The organism is Aeromonas sp. QDB23 (genome assembly GCF_027707745.1).
In the GTDB taxonomy this organism is placed as follows: Bacteria; Pseudomonadota; Gammaproteobacteria; order Enterobacterales; family Aeromonadaceae; genus Aeromonas; species Aeromonas allosaccharophila.
The window spans coordinates 76,444-97,195 of the sequence record NZ_JAPCJA010000003.1; the positions used below are offsets into that span (position 1 = coordinate 76,444).

The 20,752-nt window shown below is 58.6% G+C and carries 21 protein-coding genes and 1 riboswitch; of the genes, 7 read left to right on the forward strand and 14 right to left on the reverse strand.

What is annotated here, in order from left to right; translation table 11 throughout:
• Positions 1–97 precede the first annotated feature (97 nt).
• Entirely contained in the window at positions 98–586 is a 489-nt protein-coding gene (locus PG888_RS02330) for a C40 family peptidase (RefSeq protein ID WP_042057977.1), read from the reverse strand.
• 275 nt (positions 587–861) lie between these two features.
• Between PG888_RS02330 and PG888_RS02335 the strand changes: the two genes are divergently transcribed.
• Both PG888_RS02335 and PG888_RS02340 read left to right on the forward strand, forming a co-directional pair.
• Positions 862–1,584, forward strand: coding sequence for a 4'-phosphopantetheinyl transferase family protein (locus tag PG888_RS02335; RefSeq protein WP_182937850.1), 723 nt, complete (start codon positions 862–864; stop codon positions 1,582–1,584).
• Complete coding sequence (locus tag PG888_RS02340) at positions 1,581–2,429, forward strand: tetratricopeptide repeat protein (RefSeq protein ID WP_182937851.1); 849 nt, start codon at positions 1,581–1,583, stop codon at positions 2,427–2,429. Before PG888_RS02335 ends, PG888_RS02340 begins: the two co-directional genes overlap by 4 nt.
• 152 nt (positions 2,430–2,581) lie before the next feature.
• On the opposite strand, the gene PG888_RS02345 is transcribed toward PG888_RS02340, so the two are convergent.
• Both PG888_RS02345 and ribB read right to left on the reverse strand, forming a co-directional pair.
• On the reverse strand, positions 2,582–2,824 hold the full coding sequence (locus PG888_RS02345; RefSeq protein WP_005334342.1) for an Lpp/OprI family alanine-zipper lipoprotein: 243 nt from the start codon (positions 2,822–2,824) through the stop codon (positions 2,582–2,584).
• A 225-nt stretch (positions 2,825–3,049) separates the two neighbouring features.
• Positions 3,050–3,703 (reverse strand): 3,4-dihydroxy-2-butanone-4-phosphate synthase, encoded by a 654-nt coding sequence (gene ribB / locus PG888_RS02350; protein ID WP_182937852.1) that lies wholly within the window; start codon positions 3,701–3,703, stop codon positions 3,050–3,052.
• A gap of 104 nt (positions 3,704–3,807) precedes the next feature.
• Positions 3,808–3,964: riboswitch (FMN riboswitch) on the reverse strand.
• A gap of 249 nt (positions 3,965–4,213) precedes the next feature.
• Here ribB and purU point away from each other — a divergent pair.
• Positions 4,214–5,050 carry a formyltetrahydrofolate deformylase gene (gene purU, locus PG888_RS02355; protein WP_042655976.1) on the forward strand — a complete coding sequence of 279 codons (837 nt, stop codon included), beginning with the start codon at positions 4,214–4,216 and terminating at the stop codon, positions 5,048–5,050.
• Positions 5,051–5,129: 79 nt separating this feature from the next.
• Here the strand turns inward: purU and PG888_RS02360 are convergent, their stop codons facing one another.
• Together PG888_RS02360 and cls are read right to left on the reverse strand one after the other, a co-directional pair.
• Positions 5,130–6,392 (reverse strand): DUF945 family protein, encoded by a 1,263-nt coding sequence (locus PG888_RS02360; protein ID WP_182937853.1) that lies wholly within the window; start codon positions 6,390–6,392, stop codon positions 5,130–5,132.
• A gap of 106 nt (positions 6,393–6,498) precedes the next feature.
• Positions 6,499–7,980, reverse strand: coding sequence for a cardiolipin synthase (gene cls, locus PG888_RS02365; RefSeq protein ID WP_042057989.1), 1,482 nt, complete (start codon positions 7,978–7,980; stop codon positions 6,499–6,501).
• A gap of 97 nt (positions 7,981–8,077) precedes the next feature.
• Between cls and PG888_RS02370 the strand changes: the two genes are divergently transcribed.
• Entirely contained in the window at positions 8,078–8,620 is a 543-nt protein-coding gene (locus PG888_RS02370; protein WP_058052102.1) for a DUF1439 domain-containing protein, read from the forward strand.
• A gap of 5 nt (positions 8,621–8,625) precedes the next feature.
• On the opposite strand, the gene PG888_RS02375 is transcribed toward PG888_RS02370, so the two are convergent.
• On the reverse strand, positions 8,626–9,066 hold the full coding sequence (locus PG888_RS02375) for a GNAT family N-acetyltransferase (protein WP_182939771.1): 441 nt from the start codon (positions 9,064–9,066) through the stop codon (positions 8,626–8,628).
• A gap of 328 nt (positions 9,067–9,394) precedes the next feature.
• Here PG888_RS02375 and PG888_RS02380 point away from each other — a divergent pair, with 328 nt between their 5' ends.
• Entirely contained in the window at positions 9,395–10,144 is a 750-nt protein-coding gene (locus tag PG888_RS02380; protein WP_411579865.1) for a lytic transglycosylase domain-containing protein, read from the forward strand.
• Positions 10,145–10,236: 92 nt separating this feature from the next.
• On the opposite strand, the gene aqpZ is transcribed toward PG888_RS02380, so the two are convergent.
• Entirely contained in the window at positions 10,237–10,926 is a 690-nt protein-coding gene (gene aqpZ, locus PG888_RS02385) for an aquaporin Z (protein ID WP_042656004.1), read from the reverse strand.
• Between the two features lie 269 nt (positions 10,927–11,195).
• Positions 11,196–11,408, reverse strand: coding sequence for a DUF1653 domain-containing protein (locus PG888_RS02390; RefSeq protein WP_042655972.1), 213 nt, complete (start codon positions 11,406–11,408; stop codon positions 11,196–11,198).
• A gap of 381 nt (positions 11,409–11,789) precedes the next feature.
• Here PG888_RS02390 and PG888_RS02395 point away from each other — a divergent pair, with 381 nt between their 5' ends.
• Entirely contained in the window at positions 11,790–13,004 is a 1,215-nt protein-coding gene (locus PG888_RS02395) for a pyridoxal phosphate-dependent aminotransferase (protein ID WP_182937855.1), read from the forward strand.
• A gap of 64 nt (positions 13,005–13,068) precedes the next feature.
• Here PG888_RS02395 and PG888_RS02400 read toward each other — a convergent pair whose 3' ends face one another.
• From PG888_RS02400 to PG888_RS02425, 6 genes are all read right to left on the reverse strand, one after another.
• Positions 13,069–14,544 carry a YfcC family protein gene (locus tag PG888_RS02400; RefSeq protein ID WP_182937856.1) on the reverse strand — a complete coding sequence of 492 codons (1,476 nt, stop codon included), beginning with the start codon at positions 14,542–14,544 and terminating at the stop codon, positions 13,069–13,071.
• Between the two features lie 162 nt (positions 14,545–14,706).
• Positions 14,707–15,900 (reverse strand): enoyl-ACP reductase FabV, encoded by a 1,194-nt coding sequence (gene fabV / locus PG888_RS02405; RefSeq protein ID WP_182937857.1) that lies wholly within the window; start codon positions 15,898–15,900, stop codon positions 14,707–14,709.
• 150 nt (positions 15,901–16,050) lie between these two features.
• On the reverse strand, positions 16,051–16,638 hold the full coding sequence (locus PG888_RS02410) for a histidine phosphatase family protein (protein ID WP_182937858.1): 588 nt from the start codon (positions 16,636–16,638) through the stop codon (positions 16,051–16,053).
• Between the two features lie 153 nt (positions 16,639–16,791).
• The gene (locus tag PG888_RS02415; protein WP_040065159.1) at positions 16,792–17,445 is read right to left on the reverse strand and encodes a helix-turn-helix transcriptional regulator; all 654 of its coding nucleotides are present in this window, start codon (positions 17,443–17,445) and stop codon (positions 16,792–16,794) included.
• A gap of 65 nt (positions 17,446–17,510) precedes the next feature.
• Positions 17,511–18,800 (reverse strand): L-cysteine desulfidase family protein, encoded by a 1,290-nt coding sequence (locus PG888_RS02420; RefSeq protein WP_182937859.1) that lies wholly within the window; start codon positions 18,798–18,800, stop codon positions 17,511–17,513.
• Positions 18,801–18,822: 22 nt separating this feature from the next.
• A complete protein-coding gene (locus PG888_RS02425) occupies positions 18,823–19,206 on the reverse strand; it encodes a Rid family detoxifying hydrolase (RefSeq protein ID WP_182937860.1) in 384 nt (127 codons plus the stop codon).
• Between the two features lie 250 nt (positions 19,207–19,456).
• Here PG888_RS02425 and PG888_RS02430 point away from each other — a divergent pair, with 250 nt between their 5' ends.
• A complete protein-coding gene (locus PG888_RS02430; protein WP_042655962.1) occupies positions 19,457–20,752 on the forward strand; it encodes an amino acid permease in 1,296 nt (431 codons plus the stop codon).

Here is a 20,752-nt window from a genome sequence, read left to right on the forward strand (position 1 = left end):
AGTCTAAACGAGGGCAATAAAAAAACCGGGCTATCGAGCCCGGTTCAAGTGAGGTTGGAAAAACAGTCCGTACTGCGAGCCGTTTGTCCAGCCTGACTCAGATATCGATCCGGCGAGCTTGCCAGAACTTGCTGCGCCAGTATTGGCTGTCCAGCTTGGAGCGCGTCACACCGGCACGGGTCGAGGCGTGGATGAATTCGCCATTGCCGACATAGATACCAACGTGGTTGAGACGACGATTGATTTTGAAGAAGACCAGATCACCTTCGACCAGATCCTGCTTGGAAACGCGCGTCCCTTCGTGGACTTGGGATCGGGTATCACGGGGTAATTCGACACCGACGGCATTGCGGAACACTTCACGGGCGAAGGCGGAACAATCGATACCACGCTGGCTACTGCCACCCATCCGGTACGGAACGCCACGCCACTCTTTATATACTGTCAGGATTTCATTCACATCGGGTGTCTGGGAAGCTTCCGGTTCGATTACAGGTTCAACCATGGAAACTTCGATCTTGCTCGCGACCTCGGGTTGGGGTGCCGAGGCACAACCCACCATTCCGAGCGCGACCAGCAGTAGCATCAGGTGGCGCAATCCTTTATCCCCGCTAAATAGTAAATCTTGTTAAAATACGGCCCCAAAGGGCAATTTATAAGGCAACAGCACCCGACTATATCCAAGAATTCTATCGAGGCAAGTGAAAATCCCTATCGAGCTCACATTTTTGCAAGTAAATGCACGATTTTTCATAATTAATGTGATCATGCCCAAACAATATACAATTGCAAAAAGGGCCTTGGGTCTCATAGATAACTGGCTTTTATCCCTGCTTCAGCACCTTTTTAAAGTGAAAAATCATGATCGAAACCGATCTTTTTTTGTTAAAACCGGCCAGGGTATGCCAGGAACTGCTCGCTCAATTGCCTGAAGGGCTGTCAACCGATGAGCAGCATATCTGGCAAACCATGACCCATCCTGAACGGCGTCAGGAATATCTGGTGAGCCGCGCCCTGCTGCGCCAGCTATTGGCCGAGCGGCTGCAGCAACCCGCCGCCAGCCTGCAATTTTGCAACGGCCCCCACGGCAAGCCACGACTGCATGATGATGCCTGGCATTTCAATCTGAGCCACAGTGGCAGCTGGCTGGTGTTGGCACTCTGCCCGCAGGGGCCGCTTGGGGTGGATATCGAACTGGGCAAACGGCGGCATCATCCCCTCCCCCTCGCCCGCCGCTTTTATGCACAGAGTGAATATGAGTGGCTCTGCGCGCGGCCCGCTCAAGAGCAGGAGAGCGCCTTCTACCGGCTCTGGTCGCGCAAGGAGGCGGTACTGAAGGCCCACGGCGGCGGCATAGCCGCCGGGCTCGAGAAGGTGCGCTTTGTCCCGGAGCAAGGGTGGCAACTCGACAACCGGCTCGATGACATCTCTTATCAGGTACAGGATTGGCCCTTTGCCAGCGGCTGGCTCAGTCTTGCGGCAGCGGCAACCCCCGTGACGTTTTACCGGCTGGATGAGCGCTTGAATTGCCAGTCGCTCAACCCCATGTTACTCAACACCCTTTCTGAAGAGTCCAACTCATGATCGTCGACATTACTCCCCAGAATTTTCACGCTGAACTTATCGATGCGTCCATGAAGAAGCCGGTCGTCATCTATTTCCATGCTCCGCAGATGCCGGAGTGTCAGGGGATGACACCGCTGATCGAATCACTGGTTGGGCCCGCCAATGAGCAGGTCACCCTGGCCAAGGTGGATATGAACGATCCCCAGCTGCAGCCGCTGGCCAGCCAGCTCGGTCTGCGCGCCCTGCCCGCGCTGGTGCTGTTCCATCAGGGTCGCCCTGACGAACAGGCGATCCTCGAAGGGCCGCAGGATGAAGCCACCCTGCGCCAGTATTTCGCCGCCTTCGCCCCCAAAGAAGAGGAAGAACTGCTGGCCAAGGGGCAACAGGCACTGGCTGACGAGCAGCCCAGCATCGCCTATGCCCATCTGACCAAGGCACACCAGCTGGCCCCTGAGCGTCACGACATCAGCCTGTGGCTCATTCAGGCCGCGCTCGACCTCAATCTGCTGGAGGAAGCGCAGGAGCGCCTCGGCACCATCCCGATGGTGGCGCAGGATAGTCACTTCCATACCCTGAGCTCACGGCTCGCGCTCGCCCTGCAAGCAGCAGACAGCCCGGAGCTGCGCGCGCTGGAAGCCCGCCATGCAGAACAACCCGATGATTTTGCCCTGACTCAGGAGCTGGCGGTGCAATACAACCAGGCTGGCCGTCAGGAAGAGGCGTTGGGACTGCTGCTGGAGATCCTCAAGCGGGATTTGGCATTCGGCGATGCCAGAAAGACCTATCTCGATATTCTGGCGACCATGGGCAGCACGCCGGCGGCGCAGAGCTACCGTCGCAAACTCTATAGTCTGCTCTACTGATCAGCGTCGAACTGGCTGGTAATGATGGGGGAGTGCCGGGAGACCGGCATGACCTCATGGGTCAAGTGCGAAGAAGTGCAGTGGGGATGTGGGGACGGTGAATTTCAGGCAAAAAAAAATGGCGCATAACTGCGCCATTTTTTTCGCATGGATTACTTCTTGTAAGAAGTAGCCATGTTGTCGATGCGCTGGTTAGCACGCATAGCTTCTTGCTTGGCTTCGGCAACATCAGCAGCGATTTTGGACTGATCAGCACGAACTGCGCTAACATCTTGAGCCAGTTGGTCAACTTTGTTAGACAGATTCTGAACGGAAGTTTCCAGTTCGCTGGTGTTTGCACAACCGCCCAGCAGAGCGGACAGACCAACAACACCTACCAACAACAATTTTTTCATTTTTAAAGCTCCCTTGAACTCGCCAGACGTTTAGCAAGCGGCGTGATTATGGCACAAAAAAATCATACTTTGCATAGTCCCCACCACAGATAAATGCATTAAAACCCTCATTTTTTTTTGAATGAACAGTTTTTGTCCAGATTCGTCTAAAAAATGAGTGCCGCGTGGTGAGGGCACGGACAAAGGTTAACCAAATTTTTGCCTTATTACAATTTCGTATGAGGCTCAGGCACTCTGTTCTGACAACAATTGACGATATTGCACCAGATCCTCGATGGTCAGCACCGGCATCCGGTGCTGCCGACCGAACGCAACCAGGTCTGGCAGACGTGCCATAGAGCCATCTTCCTTGGTCAATTCACACAACACCCCGAACGGTTTCAGACCGGCCAACTGCATCAGATCGACGGTCGCTTCGGTATGACCACGACGGGTAAGCACCCCACCGGTTCGCGCCCGCAGCGGGAACACATGACCCGGGCGATGCAGATCGCCCGGTTTGGCGCCATCGGCGATAGCAGCACGGATGGTGGTGATGCGATCAGCCGCCGAAACACCGGTCGTAACCCCCTGCGCAGCTTCGATGGTCACGGTGAAAGCGGTCTGGTAGTGGCTGGAGTTGGCTTCCACCATCATCGGCAGTTCCAGCTGGCGAACCCGCTCGTCGGGCAGGCAGAGGCAGACGATGCCGGAGCACTCGCGGATCATCAGCGCCATCTGTTCATTGGTCATGGATTCGGCGGCGAAAATGAGGTCGCCCTCGTTCTCCCGATCTTCATCGTCGGCCACCAGCACGCCGCCTCCGGCACGCAAGGCAGACAGGGCCGCTTCGACACGGGCAACGGGATCACCGAATTCACTGAGTAGAGACTGATTCATGGTAAAACTCCTAAACAAGACAAGGACCAGAATCAGGGCATGGAAAGGCAGACAGAGAGGAGCATGCAGCGGCCAGCCCACAAGGGCCAACGCAGCAAGGTCTGTCTTATCCTCTTTCATCCGGACTATGACCGTCGGCTCCGGCATCTCACCGGATCTGCTGACCCCGACCCGGCAATCAGCCGGGTCGGGCGCTCGCGGGCTCCCCGAGTCAATCGGGATACCGCCGGTGGGGAATTGCACCCCGCCCTGAGAATAAGCGCAGACAGCCTAAAGAAAAACGGTTGCAGATACCAGCCAAAATCCCCCGCTGGCTGAAAAGCATTTCAACATTGCGCCCGGGATCGCGCTCTGCGGCCCGCGCGAGAGGCCGTGACTGGCGAATTTCTTTATGGCGCGGATCGGTTTATGGCATAGTTCCCGAAACAAAAAACAGAGCCCGAAAAAGAGCCTGAACAACGCTGCCTGCGCAGACAGCAGCGCCAACACCACAAACGGAAAATGACAGAGATGGAAAAGAAAATACTGCTCACAGATTGCCCGGATGCCAAAGGGCTCATCGCCAAGATCACCAACATCTGCTACAAGCATCAGCTCAACATCATCAAGAACGATGAGTTTGTGGATCATGAGAATGGCCGCTTCTTTATGCGGACCGAGCTGGAGGGGCGCTTCAATGATGAGACCCTGCTGGCGGATCTGGACGATGCCCTGCCCACCGGTGCCCAGCGTCGTCTGGTCAAGGCGGGCAAGAAGCGCATCGTCATTCTGGTGACCAAGGAGACCCATTGCCTCGGCGACATTCTGATGAAGAACTACGCGGGCGCGCTGGATATGGATATCGTCGCGGTGATCGGCAACTACGACACCCTGGCCGAGCTCACCGGCAAATTCAATATTCCGTTCCACACCGTCAGCCACGACGAGCTGAGCCGTACCGAGCATGAAGAGCAGGTACGCGCCATCATCGACAGCTATGAGCCTGACTATGTGATCCTGGCCAAGTACATGCGGGTGCTGACCCCGAGCTTCGTCGAGGCCTATCCGCGCAAGATCCTCAACATCCACCACTCCTTCCTGCCCGCCTTCATCGGTGCCCGCCCTTACCGGCAGGCGTTCGATCGCGGCGTCAAGCTGATCGGCGCCACCGCCCACTTCGTGACCGACGATCTGGATGAAGGTCCCATCGTCGAACAGGACGTGATCCACGTCGGTCACGCCTTCAGTGCGGACGACATGGCCAAAGCAGGCCGGGATGTGGAAAAATCGGTGCTGAGCCGCGCGCTGGAGCTGGTACTGAACGAGCGGGTGTTCGTCTACGGCAACAAGACGGTGGTCTTCAAGTAATCCGCCCACACTGCACGTATGCAAGCGCCAGAAACAACAACGGCTCCCGCGGGAGCCGTTGTTGTTTCTGCGTCAAATATCAGAGCGGCAGATCGTTTACCGTCACGGCGCCCTTCTCCAGCTTCAGCTCGGAAGTCAGCGCTTGCTTGTCGGCCTTCAGATAGCCCATCAGGGTCAGCTGATCGAGCATGGGGGCCAGTTGCGGCACCGCCTTGCCCAGCTTGTCGCTGAGGTTGGCATGCAGCACACCGCTGAGGGCCTGCATCCCCGCTTCGCTGTTGAACAGTTGCTCCAGCGAGGTCGATGCCAGCTTCACATCCCCCTTCATGGTCACCGCCTCACCGTTGAGCCTGGCGCTGAGATCGGCCAGCTCCAGGGTCGCGCCACGTTTGAGCATCTTGTCCAGCGCCTGCTGGATGGCGGCATCTTCAACCCCCTTGCCACCGGCGGCCTGCAACCCCTGGTACCCTTCCAGATCCAGACCGTTGAGGTTGAGCGCCAGCTTGCTGTCGGTGACCGCCAGGGTGTCGGTCTCGTTCTCCAGATCCAGCTTGGCAATCTTCATCTGATAGCTGCTGGAGAGGGTCTGGGCATCATCGCCGGTCAGCTGGGTCTCGGTAGTCATCCCCTGCAGGGCGACCTTGACGCTGTCAGGTAGTTGCACCGTGAGGGCCGAGAGGGTCATCTCGCTCTGGGGCGAGAGGAGCACACCGCTGATCTCGGCAATGTCGGCGCTCCCTTTCATATCGGCCAGCACCAAGTCCATCTTGCTCTGCTCTTCGTGGACCGTCATCCCTTGCCAGGCCATGGTGATGTGGCCATTCCCCTCCAGGTTGCCGTGAAACTCGCCGGAAAGCGGCAGGAAATGGAACTCGTCCAGCCCCTGTTTGACCTTGAACTCATTGGCCCAAAAGCGGCTGCTGTTACCCTGGGTCCAGAGACTGGTGACCGACTCCAGACCGAGTTCCCACTGCTCCATGCCCAGTGCGGTAAAGACCGGCGCCATAGTGCCATTATGGGTATCGAGCAGGAGGTGGCTCTTGATATAGAGCGGCAGGATCCGGCTCTTGACCACCAGTTGCAGCTCGATGGGCTGACTGCCCTCCAGTTCACTGTCGATGGTAGCCAGCTCCTCCGGCGTCACCACGATCTTCAGGATCCCGTCACGGGTGAAGAGGTTACTGCTGCCCGGCTGCCACTGCATATCGATGCCGGTCTCTTGCTCTACCTTGGCGATCTGCTCCGCCATGATGTTGTCAAAGCTGTTGCCCGTGTACCAGCACGCCGCCAGACCACCACCTACCAGTGCCGCACCCACGGCGAGGGCCACTATCTTTTTCATATATTCATGTGTCTCCAGAGAGTTGTCACTGCACTCTAGGGGCGTACTCGGGGCGAGGCAAGTGCAATCAGATGGCGCCCCAACATTCTTGCGATTCGCCACAACCTCACAGCAAGGGACTGAAGAGATAGAAGATGTTCTCCATCGCCTTCTTGTACCAGGGGCGTGCCTGCCATTTGGCCAGGGTCATCGGGGTGGCTTCCGCCATATAGCCTTGCACCAACCGGGTCATCTGGGCCACGAACGAGGGGTTGTCCACCAGCAGGGTCACCTCGAAGTTGAGCCAGAGGCTGCGCCGATCCAGATTGACCGTCCCCACCAGCGCAAAGTCGTCATCCACCAGCACGCTCTTGGTATGGAGCAGACCGGCATCGTAGCGGTAGATCTCCACCCCGGCCGCCAGCAGCTCCTCCATGAACGCATTGCAGGCGTAATTGGCCATGATGGAGTCGTTGCGCGCCGGCAACACCAGCTGCACCTGCACGCCGCGTGCGGCTGCCGAGCTGAGCGCGGCCGCCAGCGGATCGTCGGGCACAAAGTAGGGGGTCGTCAGCACCAGATGGCTGCGCGCCTGATAGATGGCGAGCAGCAGGCTCTGCTGGATGCAGTCGCCACCGACGAAGGGGCCGGACGGAATAAGCTGGGCACGGTAGTTGGTCTGGGGCCAGGCTTCGGGATCGTGTTGCAGGCTGTCGAGCAGCCGCTCGCCGGTCTCCATCTCCCAATCCCAGACGAAGATCGACCACATCAGCGGCACCATGGGTCCCTGCACCCGGATCATGATATCGACCCACTGGCCAACCCCGGCATCTTGCTTGAAGAAACGGGGATCCACCATGTTCATGGAGCCGGTGTAACCCACCCTGTCATCGATCACCACCAGCTTGCGGTGCATCCGCAGATCCTGACGCTGGAACACAATGCGCCAGGCGCCAACCGGCAGCACCTCCACCAGCTTGACCCCCGCCTTGCGCAGTTTTTTCGGCCAGTGAGAGCGGAAGAACTGTTTGCTGCCCACCGAATCGAGCAACAAGCGACAATCCACGCCGCGTTGCGCCACTTCAATCAGCGCCTCGCACACCTCGTCGGCATCGCCGCCAGGGTGCCAGATGTAGAACTCCAGATAGCAGGAGAGGGTCGAGCGGCGGATATCTTGCGCAATCTCGCGCAAGATCCAGTCCGGCTTGTTGAGCAGGGTCATGCGGTTGCCGGAGAGCATCGGCATGGCAAGCCGCCCCTGTATCAGATCGTGCAGCGGTTGCGCCTTGGCGCCCACTTCGCAGCAGTGCTGCGGGAACAGACGAGCCAGCTGACGGATCCAGATGGCGTAAGGGCGATACATGGCCTGGGCGCGCTCGGCGCGGCGGCGCCCCAGCTTTATCTCACCAAACAGCACATAGAAGCCCACCCCGGCAAACGGAATGGCGTAGATCAGCGCCAGCCAGGCCAGCGACACGCCGATGGGACGGCGTTTCATCACCACCCGAAATGACACCCCGGTGACGATAACTGTGTGAAAAAGCAGTAGCAGCCAACCCAGAAAACGGGAAAACAGCAGTTGAAGATCATGTTCCAGACCGTTGAGCAACGGGGGCTCCTTCTCATCGACAAACAGTGCGGTGGGCAGACCCCAACCGGCCGCAATGGTATGCTGTAAGGCAAATCCATTCTATCAGGTCGCACGCATGATCCTGCAATCTATGCTGCTCAGCCTGGCCATGCTAGGCCAAGGCTCATATGACATCAATGAGCAACAGATAAACCAGTACCTGCAATCCCAGGTGCAAGTCGATAAACAGCTGGAACTGCCCGGCATAATAAAGGCTCATGTGAAACTTGAGCAGAGCGATGTCCAGATTGGTCGCCAGCGCCCCGACACGGCACGGGTTTATGGCAAGGGCAAGCTCAAAATCGCCCTGCCCGACAATACCGAATATGACGCCCGCCTGCAGATGACCTATGAGGCGAGGCCCCGCTATGACAAGGCCCAGAGCGCGCTGTTTCTCGATAACATGAAGCTGGTGGAGTACAAGCTGGAGCCGGAAGCGGCCGAGAAGAAGTTCGGGCTGATGCTCAACATGCTGCTGCAGAGCATGGAGAAACGGCTCGAGACCAAGCCGGTCTACAAACTCAATGACAAGGATCCGGATCAGGCCTGGCTGAAGGAAAATCTGCTGGGGCTGGAGCTGTCACCAGGCAAGATCCACCTGTTGACCAACCCCCGCTAAACCACTCAATTCAGGAGGGGCTGGCTGGTATCCCGTACCAGCAGCTCCACCTGATAACCCTGCTGCTGCTGCCGCTCGTAGAGGGAGAAGAGCGACCCGCTCAATTGGTTGAGGGGCATATCGGCAAAACCGGCCTTGAGATAGAAGGGCTTCTCGAACGGGAGCGCCTGACAGACCACCGGTTTGTCCGCCAGACCGTGGCAAGCGTGCTGCAACAGCCGTGATCCCAATCCCAGCGACTGGTAGTGAGGCAACAGGCGAAAGCCGCACAGATGGTAAAACTCCTCCTCGTCCCGCAACCGTACCGCCCCCACCAGCCAGTGAGCATCACGCACGACAAAGATCCGCTCGGCCAGGTCCGGCACATAGTGGGAAAATGTCGTTTCGTAATAGTCCCTGATAAGGGAGAGGTCGGCGTCACAGTACTCTTCGAAGGTGAGTTCCATCGCCAGCTTGCTTGTCACAGACAAATCCTTTGGTAATCAATTATTAGTGCCAGATACGGTGAGCTAATCCGACCAGCTGACGCCAGCACAATAGCATGCCTTTCGTCAACAAAAAAGCAGACGTCATGGCGACGTTGCTGACCCGGTGGAAGAGGCCATGACCCACGGCCTGACTGCCAACGCACGGCTTCACGATGACAACCCTTTATTGCGGTGGATACTTTGATCCCGGTCACCGAATCGGGTCATTTGCCCCCTGCTCACCGCTTGTTCTGCCCTCGTCATGATGCTTTACTCAACATGGTCATCACAGGAAGGAGTATTACGGTTGAAAGCATGGATGCTGGCAGGCCCTATGTTGTTGATCCCCCTGAGTGGATGGAGCCAGACTCCCCCGCCCGCGGAGGTGGTCTTCCTGACTGCAGCCCCCTCCCCCCTGCGTCCGGTCAATGAGGCCACGCCCGCCCCGCAACCCGAAACCGCTCAAACGGCGGCAACCGCCGCTGGCGGTAACAAGCAGATCCAGGTCTATAAATCGGTGCAGCAGAACGGGGTGGTACGCTACTCAGACATGGCGCCAGAACAGGGCCATTACGAGCTGCTGCTGTTCAACGACTGCTTCGCCTGCGATCCCAAATCCAATGTCAACTGGCAGACAACCGGGCTGTTTCTCTATGACTATGCCAGCACCATCAAGGCCGCCGCCAAAACCTATCAGGTTGAGCCTGCGCTGATCCGGGCGCTGATCCATGCCGAATCCGCCTTCAACCCGCTGGCGGTCTCCCGCAAGGGGGCGATGGGCCTGACCCAGCTGATGCCCGCCACTGCGCGGGAACTGGGGGTCGGCAATGCCCTGCTGGCGGAGCAGAATATCTTCGGCGGGGTGAAATATCTGGCGGGACTGCTCAAACAGTATGACGGCAACGTGGCACTGGCGACCGCGGCCTACAACGCCGGGGCTGGCGCCGTACAAAAACATGGAGGTATCCCGCCCTATGCGGAAACCCGCGCCTATGTGGAGCGCGTCCAGCTGCTCCATCTGCGCTACAAAGAGATGCTGCAGGCCAAAGGGCTGTGACGCTCGGCCCGGCCCATTCTCTCTTTCCCCCCTCCAGAAACAAAAAAACACGCCCGCAGGCGTGTCGATACCACACGTTGTTTCGCCAATGATTACTTCTGCTCAGTCGCCACCAGGCGATAAGCCAGCGCACCCAGAATGGCACCGACAATCGGGGCAACCCAGAACAGCCACAGCTGGCTGACCGCCCAGTCACCGACAAACAGCGCAACGCCGGTACTGCGGGCCGGGTTGACCGAGGTATTGGTCACCGGAATGCTGACGAGGTGGATCAGGGTCAGGCACAGACCGATGGCGATCGGGGCAAAACCGGCAGGCGCGCGGCTATCGGTGGCACCCATGATGACGAACAGGAAGAAACCGGTCATCACCATTTCGCACACCAGTGCGGCGGTCAGGCTGTAACCACCCGGAGAGTGCTCACCGTAGCCGTTGGAGGCAAAACCGGCAGAGAGATCAAACCCTGCCTGACCACTGGCAATCACATAAAGCACCGCAGCGGCGGCAATGCCACCCAGCACTTGCGCCACGATGTAAGGCAGGACACCGGATGCCGGAAAACGACCACCCGCCCACAGACCGACGGTGACGGCCGGATTGAGGTGGCAACCGGAGATATGACCGATGGCAAACGCCATGGTCAGCACGGTCAGACCGAAGGCCAGCGAGACCCCCAGCAGACCAATTCCGACGTGAGGGAAGGCTGCAGCCAGCACGGCACTGCCGCACCCGCCCAATACCAGCCAGAAAGTGCCCATAAACTCGGCAGCAACAGGTTTCACAATATTTCTCCCATTTGAGATAACACCGAACAGACCCGAGAAGGGCCCATGCTTGAACAAGCGCAGCATTATGGGAGTGTGAGTCCAGATTGCGAACCCTGCCGACAAGGTTCATTGAATGTGATATCCATCACAATTTATTGATTAGATAAGAGATTTGTCATTAAGGCAGCTGGCGGCACGTCGCATGCCCAAGGGCGTCATGCGACAACTTGTGACACCGTTTCGCTCGACTGCTCATCTGTTGAACGATCAAAACGGAGAGGTGGTCAGTTCCCTACCGGTGCAAAGCGGCTGACAACCTGCCCCTGATGCTCAATCCACTCCATGAACATGGCGACAGGGCGGGCATAGACCTGACCATCCTGTTCGGATTGATAGATCACCAGCTGCTCCTGGGTTTCAGTGTGCAGGGCCAGGGCGAGCACTTGATAGTAACCCCCCTTGAAGTGGCGATAGCGGCCGGGAACGGGTGCATGCATGGGAAAACCTCGCAGGAATAGACACCGATGAGCGGATCACATAACGATGACACCGTTGGTGCCATTCAACTCATCGCAAAGGGGGACGAAGACGATTTTTTACACAAGCCAATCGTGCCACAGGATCCGGATATTGCAACACAGTCAGGCAGCTTTGTTAATTCGTTCCCCATGTTTCACTGGTGAACCTCGGTTAGCACAAACGATCATGCTAAATTTAACGTTCTAGTAACCCTGTTTCAGGGCTAAAAATCAGGGAATTATTCTAAAAAGAGGATTGTTCTAGCATTCAATTCTGTGAAGAATAGGGGAAAAGAAATTTGATACTAAAAATCGCCTTTTTCGCCAACGCGTCCCCATGGGGAAGGAATCACAGTCACCATGTTCACTATCGACAAGTCGCACAAGCTCGACGATGTCTGCTATGACATCCGCGGCCCGGTGCATAAAGAAGCCCGCCGTCTCGAAGACGAAGGTCACCGCATTCTCAAGCTCAACATCGGCAACCCCGCCCCGTTTGGTTTCGATGCGCCGGAAGAGATCATCAAGGATGTGATCCTCAACATGCCCCTGAGCCAGGGCTACTGCGACTCCAAGGGGCTGTTTTCTGCCCGTAAAGCGGTGATGCAGTACTACCAGCAGAAAGGGATGCGCAAGGTCGATATCGACGACATCTACATCGGCAATGGCGCCAGCGAGCTGATCGTGATGGCCATGCAGGCGCTGCTCAACAACGGCGACGAGATGCTGGTGCCCTCCCCCGACTACCCGCTTTGGACTGCCGCCGTCACCCTCTCCGGTGGCCATGCGGTGCACTACCGCTGCGACGAAGGGGCTGACTGGTATCCGGATCTCGACGACATCCGCGCCCGCATCACCCCGCGCACTCGCGGCCTGGTGCTGATCAACCCCAACAACCCGACCGGCGCCGTCTACGGCAGCGAGTTCCTGCTGGAGGTGATCGAGATCGCCCGCCAGCACAACCTCATCATTTTCGCCGACGAGATCTACGACAAGATCCTCTACGACGACATCTCCCACACCAGCGTCTGCACCCTGTGCGACGATGTGATGGTGGTGACCTTCAACGGCCTATCCAAGGCCTACCGCGCCTGCGGCTTCCGTCAGGGCTGGATGGTCATCACCGGCCCCAAAGGCCGTGCCCGTGGTTACATTGAAGGGCTGGAGATGCTGGCCTCCATGCGGCTGTGTGCCAACGTGCCGATGCAGCACGCCATCCAGACCGCCCTTGGCGGCTATCAGAGCATCAACGAGCTGATCCTGCCGGGCGGCCGCCTGCGCCGCCAGCGGGACAAGGCATGGGAGCTCTTGAACGAGATCCCCGGGGTCTCCTGCGTCAAACCAAGGGGGGCGCTCTATATGTTCCCGCGCCTCGACCCCAAGGTGTATGACATTCGCGACGACCAGAAGATGGTGTTCGACCTGCTGCAGCAAGAGAAGCTGCTGCTGGTACAGGGCACCGGCTTCAACTGGCCGGCACCGGATCACTTCCGGCTGGTGTTCCTGCCCCGCGAAGAGGAGCTGGAGGATGCCATCGGTCGCCTCGCCCGCTTCCTCAAAGGCTACAAGCAGTAAACAAAGCCAATGAAAAAAGGCTCCTTACGGAGCCTTTTTGTTATCCGTGGTGTTATCCGTGCCATCAGCCGTGCAACAGGGCGCCGGCCACCAGCACCGCCATGGTGATGAGGGCCACCCCGATGATAAAGGGCAGCACCCAGCGCACGAAGCGATCGTAGGGGATCTTGGCGAGCGCCAGACCGGCCACCAGATGAGCGGCGGTGGGAGCGAACAGGTTGATCCAGCCGGAGGCGGACTGATAGGCGGTGATCACCAGATCCCGCGAAATACCGGAGAAGTCCGCCAGCGGCCCCATCAGCGGCATGGAGACGGTCGCCAGTCCCGAGGTCGAGGGAATAAAAAAGCTCAGGATGATGTGTACCAGATAGGCCATCAGGATGAACACCGACGAGGAGAGTCCGGTCACCAGCCCTTCGGCCCAGTGCAAAATGGTGTCGATGATGACGCCCTGCTCCATCACCACATAGATGCCGCGCGCCACCGCCACTACCAGCGCCACCCCGATCAGATCCCGCGCTCCGTTGAGGAAGGTCGCCACATAGTTGGATTCCGGCATCCGGTTGATCAGCGCAATCAGGATGGAGGCGCTGAAGAACAGGGTGGAGAGCTCGTCAAACCACCAGCCAAAGGTGGGCAGCAGATCGATCCCCAAATCCGACCAGGGCACCACCGCATAGATCATCAGCAGGAAGGTGCCGAAGAAGACCAGCATGGTGAGCTTCTGCTTGCCGGTGAAGGCGAGATTGCCGCTCTTCATCTGGGAGAACTCGTCGTCATAGGTGATATCGGCCAGCACGGAGCGGGACTTGTCCTGCTGCACCTGCTTGGCATAACGCATCACGAACCAGGAGGCGAAGATCACTAGCAGCAGCCACTGAATGACCCGCAGGCCAATCCCCTCACCAATGGGAATGCCGGCAAAACCGGAGGCGATACCGGTGGCAAACGGGTTGACGGTGGAGGCGAGCACCCCGACCCCGGAGCCGAGCAGGATGATCCCCGCCGCCACCATGCGATCGAAGCCCGCCGCCATCATCACCGGCACGATCAGCGCCCAGAAGGCCACTGTTTCCTCTGCCATACCGAACGTAGAGCCGCCGAGGGCAAACAGGGAGATCAACACAGGAATTAGCAGCCGCTCACGGCCAGCGAAGGCACGCACTATGGCCCCCACCCCGGCATCGAGCGCCCCGCTTTGCATGGTCACCGCCAGAAAGCCGCCGATGATGAGCACGAACAGCGCCACGTCGGCCGCCTTGTGAAAGCCCTGGATCGGCGCCTTGAGCACCTCGAACACCCCTTGCGGGTGGGCGGGTAGCTCGGTGTAGCTGCCGGGCACCGGCAACAGCCGCTCGTCGCCGCTGTAATCAGCCACGGCCGCTGCCGCCACCGGCTGCTGGGTCTTGGCGGTGACATAGTCATATTTGCCCGCCGGCAGCACCCAGGTGAGGGCGGCCATCAGGGCGATGATGATAAAAAGCAGGGTATAGACAGTGGGGAGTTGGCGCTTCTTGGGCGCCTCGTTTGGAGTGGTCATAGCTTCCGTTCCTCGGCAATGCCGTCTGTGATCCGATCAGCGCAAGACTAGCGGGTTTGATATGGGAAAAAGGTGATCGCTGATAATAAAATTCCGCTAATTAGCGGAATTTTTGCCAAAAAAACAGGGCCCCGCAGGGCCCTGTTTTCACTTGAGTCAGACTCAGAGTTCGACCACGTCGAATTTCACATCCGGATTCACATCCGCATCGTAATCGACCTCGTCCAGACCGAAACCGAACAGGCGCAGGAACTCCTGCTTGTAGCCGGTGTAATCAGTCAGCTCGGAGAGGTTCTCGCTGGTGATGGACGGCCACAGGTCGCGGCAGGTCTGCTGCACGTCTTCGCGCAGTTCCCAGTCATCCATGCGGATGCGGGCCTGCTCGTCCAGCACCATGTCGGACGCGTAGAGACGGGTACGCATCATGCGATCCACCTGCTCCATGCAACCCTCGTGAATGCCCTTCTCCTTCATGATCTTGAAGGCCATGGAGATATAGAGCGGCATCACCGGAATGGCGGAAGATGCCTGGGTCACCACGGATTTCAGCACGGCCACGTGAGCGGTGCCGCCCTTGGCAGCCAAGTCGCCACGGATGGCGGCAGCAGCGCGGTCCAGATCTTCCTTGGCGCGGCCCAGAGTACCGTGCCAGTAGATTGGCCAGGTCAGATCGGTGCCGATGTAGGAGTAAGCCACGGACTTGGCGCCGTCAGCCAGCACGCCAGCATCACGCAGGGCGGCCATCCACAGCTCCCAATCCTGACCACCCATCACTGTGATGGTGTTCTGGATCTCTTCCTCGTTCGCCGGCTCGACGGTGGCGGTGATGATCTGATCCTTGTTGGTGTCGATCGCGGTGGTGGTGTAGACCTCACCGATCGGTTTCAGGGCAGAGCGCACCACTTCGCCGGTGTCCGGCATCTTGCGCACCGGAGAGGCCAGGGAGTAGACAACCAGATCGATTTGACCCAGATCCTGCTTGATAAGCTCGATCACCTTGGCGCGGCACTCGTTGGAGAAGGCATCGCCATTGACGCTCTTGGCGTAGAGACCCGCCTCTTTGGCGGCCTTGTCGAAGGCGGCGGAGTTGTACCAGCCAGCGGTACCGGTCTTGGACTCGGAGCCCGCTTTTTCAAAGAAGACGCCGAGGGTGGCGGCGCCGCTACCGAAGGCAGCCGCAATCCGGGAGGCCAGGCCATAACCGGTGGAAGCACCGATCACCAGCACCTTCTTGGGACCATTATCGATGGTGCCCTTGGCTTTGGTATAAGCGATCTGGCGACGAACATTGGCTTCACAACCGACCGGATGAGTGGTGGTGCAGATAAAGCCGCGAACCTTGGGTTTGATGATCATATGGAGTCTCGGATCCGTTTAATGGATGAAATCGGGGCATAAGATACCTCATCTTGCCGCGATAAGGTGCTCTGATGTGTTGAACTGCGGCAAAAATGGGCATCGAAGGTGGCCATCATAGTCCATGCCATGGTGCCCACCTCACGGCAACTAGCAGGCAATGCGGGTGATATGACCATCCTGCAGCTTGTAGAAGGCATCTTGCGGCAACTCCTGTGCCCAGGTCGCCTCATAGTCGAGATCGGCATAGACGCCGCGCAGCATGGCGCCGAGCAGGCCGTGGGAGATGACGATGGCCCGCTCGGCGATGGCTGGGTCCTGCAACCACTGGTGTGCCCGGCGCTGAATGCACTCGAAGGACTCGGCCCCCGGAGCCTGCAGATACCAGTCCCCCTTGCCGGTATCGAGTTCGGGATGGGCAAGCCGCAGCGCCGGGATCTGGCAGCTCTCCCACTCCCCCATGCCCAACTCCATCAAGCGATCGTCCCAGACGATGCGATCCGCCGCCAACCCCAGCTGCTCGCACACCAGCAGCGCAGTCTGACGAGCACGGCCGAGCGGGCTGGCATAGACGGTCCAGCGGGCGGGATCGGCCAGCTCATCGGCAAGACGCCGCCCCATGGCGATGGCTTGCGCCTCGCCCTTGTCGGTCAGATCGGAGTTGCAACGCCCCTGCAGACGCTGCTCGGCATTGAATCGGGTCTGGCCGTGGCGCAGCAGGTAGATGAGTCGGGACATGGTTTCTCCAGCACGTTCAGATAGATAGAAAAATAAGGGGGACGATGATAGCAGATGAGCTCGGGGGATGGCCCAAACAGACGTGTAAACGCAGGCGTAAAAAACGGGTCAGTGCCGACCCGTTTGCTGTCAATTTGGCCAGAGTGAACCGGCTCAGCCCTTCTTGATCTCCCGCAGATAGCGGTAGATGGAGTGGACCGAGATACCGAGCTGGCGCGCGGCGATCTGGGCACTGTCTTTTAACTCGAAGATCCCCATGTCGTGCAGCTGGTTGACGATGACCCGGGTCTTTTGGGACGGGGGCACCGCCTCGTTGCCGCGCACCTCGGCACTGACGGTATCGATGGTGCTGTTTAGCGCCTCGTCGATGTTGCGGGCGAACACCTCCGGGGTGGCATGACTCTCGTGGGGATGCATGCACTCCGGCATCATGGTGCGCAGCACGGATTGCAACGGGGCATCCATGTCGCTGTTGATGCAGAGCAGTCCGATGGCCCTGTGCTCCCCGTTGCGGATCACGGTGGTGATGGAGCGCAGGGTCTTGCCGGTGGCGCACTTGGTCATGTAGGGGCTGGAGATATCCTGCCCGCTCTTGAGCTTCATCATCGCCAGGTTGGTGATGGGAGCGCCGACACTGCGGCCGGTGATATGGCCGTTGGCAATCTTGACGATCGAGGGATTGCGCACATCCAGACTGTGGAGCAGCACCTCGGTGTGCTGGCCATACATGGCGGCGATGCCGTCCACTATGTTCTCCATCGACTTGAGGATCTCAAAATCGCTCGGGCTCAACTCTTGCAGCTTCACAATGGGACCTTCTTGCAAGGGTTGCTGCACGCGGGGGGATGGCAGTACAGCAACCGACAGGGACATCAGGCGGACATGATATCAATAATGGTGGTGTCTGTGGCAGACATGCCTTCCTTCACCATCTGACCGACGTTGCGGATGGTCTGATCCACATTGCCTGCCACAATTCCCTGACCCGACACCGAGTGGCTGTTGAGGGCCATCAGGAAGCCGCGTACCGCCGCGCCGGAGGAGGTACTCACCTTCATGGCGCAGGAGGCTTTCGCCCCGTCGCACACCATACCGGCACTGTCGCTCAGCACGTTCTGGATGGCGAAGCAGGATTGCTCGAAGCTGCCGCCCGCCAGATAGACCATGGCCATGGAGGCGGCCGCGCTGGTCACGGTGTTGCCACAGAAGGCCGACAGCGGTGGATAGTGGGACTTGATATAGATGGCGCCCAGATGGCTCATGATAAGGGCGCGAGCCAGCTGCTCTTCGCTGGCCGCAAAGCGCTCGGCAATCACCATCACCGGAATGGTGGCGGCAATGCCCTGGTTGCCGCTGCCGAAGTTGCTCATGGCTGGCAGGGTCGCGCCCCCCATGCGGGCATCGGAGGCCGCCGCCGTCATCATCACGATGCGGTTCATCACATCCTCGCCGATGAGGCCGGCATCGATGTTCTGCTGCATGGTGCGGCCGATCTCCAGGCCATAGGGGTTGTTCATCCCCTCGGCAGAGAGCTTGCCGTTGAGCTCGGAGGCCTTGAGGATGAACTTGATCTGCTCGAACTCCACCTGGGTGGCGAACTCGTAGATGGTGGCGATGCTGATATCGACGCCATCGCAGATGGAACCGGTGGCACCGCTCTGGCTCTGATCTGCGGTGAAGGTCACCTCGCCATCGCGACGCTGCTCGACGATGCGGGTATGGCCGCCACACAGGGTCACTTCGGCGCTGTGCTCTTCACCATTTTCATCCGTGCCATAAACGGTCACGCGGCAGAAGATAAACTCGGGGGCAGCGGTGCGGCTCACCTGCACGTTGCCGGCATCGATCAGCCCCTGGGCAGTGATTACTTGCTCGGGCTGAATGGCGGCCAGCACCTCCAGTCCGGCGTCGGCGTTACCGCCGATGGCACCGGCGGCAGCCGCGATGGCCAGACCGATCTTGCCGGTGCCCGGTACATAGACACCCATCGAGTTTTTGTAGAGATTATCCGACACCGCGACCTCGAGGCCGCGGGGCTCACAGCCCAACTGCCGGGCGGCGACAGCCGCGGCATAGGCGGCGGCGATTGGCTCGGTACAACCCAGCGCTGGTTTGACAACCTGTTGAATAATCTGCAGATACTGCTGCCACGCTTGTTTCATCACTTGAACCTTTTTATCAGCATTAACGAGCGATATGGGCGATCGCTTCCACTTCAACCTTGACGCCCATCGGCAGATCTTTCACTGCAAAGCAGCTGCGCGCCGGACAATCTTTCTGGAAATAGGCTTTATAGACCTCGTTGAACGCGGAAAAATCGCTGATCTCGGCGAGGTAGCAAGTGGTCTTGAGCACGGTATCCAGCGAGCCACCTGCGGCTTCCAGCACGGATTTCAGGTTCTCCAGTGACTGGCGGGTCTGGGCAGCAATGCCCCCTTCGACCACGCCGCCCAACTGTTTGCAGACCGGCAGCTGACCTGAAGTGAAGATGAGATCGCCGTAGGCAGTGCCATGGCTGTAGGGACCGATAGCGTCAGGTGCCGCTGCTGCTGTGATGATGCTTTTCATATAGCCACTCCTATTTATGCAATTTTTTTTGCAATCATGAATCTCTTTTCGCTCAACATTATTTGCTTTTTATTTTATCCATTCAACAAAAAGATACAAAAATGGCGTAAAAAGACATCGCCGGCCTCAATGCAAACCGTGATCACGGTCCTGATTTGAACAAAAGTATCGTCTTGGGCATTGTTTGCAACGCATTCATTCAACTATATTTGCGCCGCTTTCCCACATCCCTACAAAAAAGAAGGTTTTAATGGACGCGCACAGCACTACTCTCACCAGCCCCGCGATAGGCACCCTGGAATGGAAAGAAGCGGTTCGCTTCGACAGCACCGACTGGGGCTGGATCATCATGAGCATCGGCATGGCCATCGGCGCAGGGATCGTCTTCCTGCCGGTACAGGTGGGTCTGATGGGCTTGTGGGTCTTTCTGCTCTCTGCGGTGATCGGCTACCCGGCCATGTACATGTTCCAGCGCCTCTTTATCAACACCCTGGCCACCTCGCCGGAGTGCAAGGATTACCCCAGCGTTATCACCGGTTACCTCGGCAAGAACTGGGGCATGCTGCTCGGCGCCCTCTACTTCGTGATGCTGGTGATCTGGGTCTTCGTCTACTCCACCGCCATCACCAATGACAGCGCCTCCTTCCTGCAGAGCTTCGGCGTCACCGACGGCCTGCTCTCCGAAAACCCGCTCTACGGTCTGGTGCTGATCTGCGGTCTGGTGGCACTGGCATCGCGCGGCGAGAACATGCTGTTCAAGATCTCCACCTTTATGGTGCTGACCAAGATCACCGTGGTGGCCGTGCTCGGCCTGATGATGGTGGACAAGTGGGATGCGGCCAACATCACCGCCATGCCCGCTGCCGGTGACTGGATGAAGGATGCCATCATCATGCTCCCCTTCACCCTCACCTCCATCCTCTTTATCCAGAGCCTGAGCCCCATGGTGATCTCCTACCGCTCCCGGGAGAAGTCGCTGGAAGTGGCTCGCTTCAAGGCGATGCGCGCCATGAACATCGCCTTCGGCATCCTGTTCGTGGTGGTGTTCTTCTACGCGGTCTCCTTCACCCTGGCGATGGGTCACGATCAGGCGGTCAAAGCCTCCGAGGAGAACATCTCCGCACTGGCCCTGGTGGCCCAGGGCATGCCTGGCCAGACCCTCAAGCTCTTGAGCCTGACCCTCAACATCTTCGCGGTGATGACCGCCTACTTCGGCGTTTACCTCGGTTTCCGTGAAGCCTGTCAGGGTCTGGCGATGAACCTGCTGCGCCGCGTGATGCCGGAAAACCGCATCAACAAGGGTCTGGTAGGCAAAGGGATCATGGTGTTTACCGTCATGCTCTCCTGGGGCGCCATCGTGCTCAACGCACCGGTACTGAGCTTCACCTCCATCTGCAGCCCCATCTTCGGCATGGTGGGTTGCCTCATCCCGGCCTATCTGGTCTATCAGGTACCGGCGCTGCACAAGTACAAGGGCACCTCCCTTTACATCATCATCGTCACCGGCCTGCTGCTCTGTGTCTCGCCCTTCCTGGCGTTCAACTGA

Excerpts from the sequence above, each read along its gene's own strand:
- PG888_RS02330 (WP_042057977.1), bottom strand. The coding sequence starts at position 586 with ATGCTACTGCTGGTCGCGCTCGGAATGGTGGGTTGTGCCTCGGCACCC.
- PG888_RS02335 (WP_182937850.1), top strand. The coding sequence starts at position 862 with ATGATCGAAACCGATCTTTTTTTGTTAAAACCGGCCAGGGTATGCCAG.
- PG888_RS02340 (WP_182937851.1), top strand. The coding sequence starts at position 1,581 with ATGATCGTCGACATTACTCCCCAGAATTTTCACGCTGAACTTATCGAT.
- PG888_RS02345 (WP_005334342.1), bottom strand. The coding sequence starts at position 2,824 with ATGAAAAAATTGTTGTTGGTAGGTGTTGTTGGTCTGTCCGCTCTGCTG.
- ribB (WP_182937852.1), bottom strand. The coding sequence starts at position 3,703 with ATGAATCAGTCTCTACTCAGTGAATTCGGTGATCCCGTTGCCCGTGTC.
- purU (WP_042655976.1), top strand. The coding sequence starts at position 4,214 with ATGGAAAAGAAAATACTGCTCACAGATTGCCCGGATGCCAAAGGGCTC.
- PG888_RS02360 (WP_182937853.1), bottom strand. The coding sequence starts at position 6,392 with ATGAAAAAGATAGTGGCCCTCGCCGTGGGTGCGGCACTGGTAGGTGGT.
- PG888_RS02370 (WP_058052102.1), top strand. The coding sequence starts at position 8,078 with ATGATCCTGCAATCTATGCTGCTCAGCCTGGCCATGCTAGGCCAAGGC.
- PG888_RS02375 (WP_182939771.1), bottom strand. The coding sequence starts at position 9,066 with ATGGAACTCACCTTCGAAGAGTACTGTGACGCCGACCTCTCCCTTATC.
- PG888_RS02390 (WP_042655972.1), bottom strand. The coding sequence starts at position 11,408 with ATGCATGCACCCGTTCCCGGCCGCTATCGCCACTTCAAGGGGGGTTAC.
- PG888_RS02395 (WP_182937855.1), top strand. The coding sequence starts at position 11,790 with ATGTTCACTATCGACAAGTCGCACAAGCTCGACGATGTCTGCTATGAC.
- PG888_RS02400 (WP_182937856.1), bottom strand. The coding sequence starts at position 14,544 with ATGACCACTCCAAACGAGGCGCCCAAGAAGCGCCAACTCCCCACTGTC.
- fabV (WP_182937857.1), bottom strand. The coding sequence starts at position 15,900 with ATGATCATCAAACCCAAGGTTCGCGGCTTTATCTGCACCACCACTCAT.
- PG888_RS02410 (WP_182937858.1), bottom strand. The coding sequence starts at position 16,638 with ATGTCCCGACTCATCTACCTGCTGCGCCACGGCCAGACCCGATTCAAT.
- PG888_RS02420 (WP_182937859.1), bottom strand. The coding sequence starts at position 18,800 with ATGAAACAAGCGTGGCAGCAGTATCTGCAGATTATTCAACAGGTTGTC.
- PG888_RS02425 (WP_182937860.1), bottom strand. The coding sequence starts at position 19,206 with ATGAAAAGCATCATCACAGCAGCAGCGGCACCTGACGCTATCGGTCCC.
- PG888_RS02430 (WP_042655962.1), top strand. The coding sequence starts at position 19,457 with ATGGACGCGCACAGCACTACTCTCACCAGCCCCGCGATAGGCACCCTG.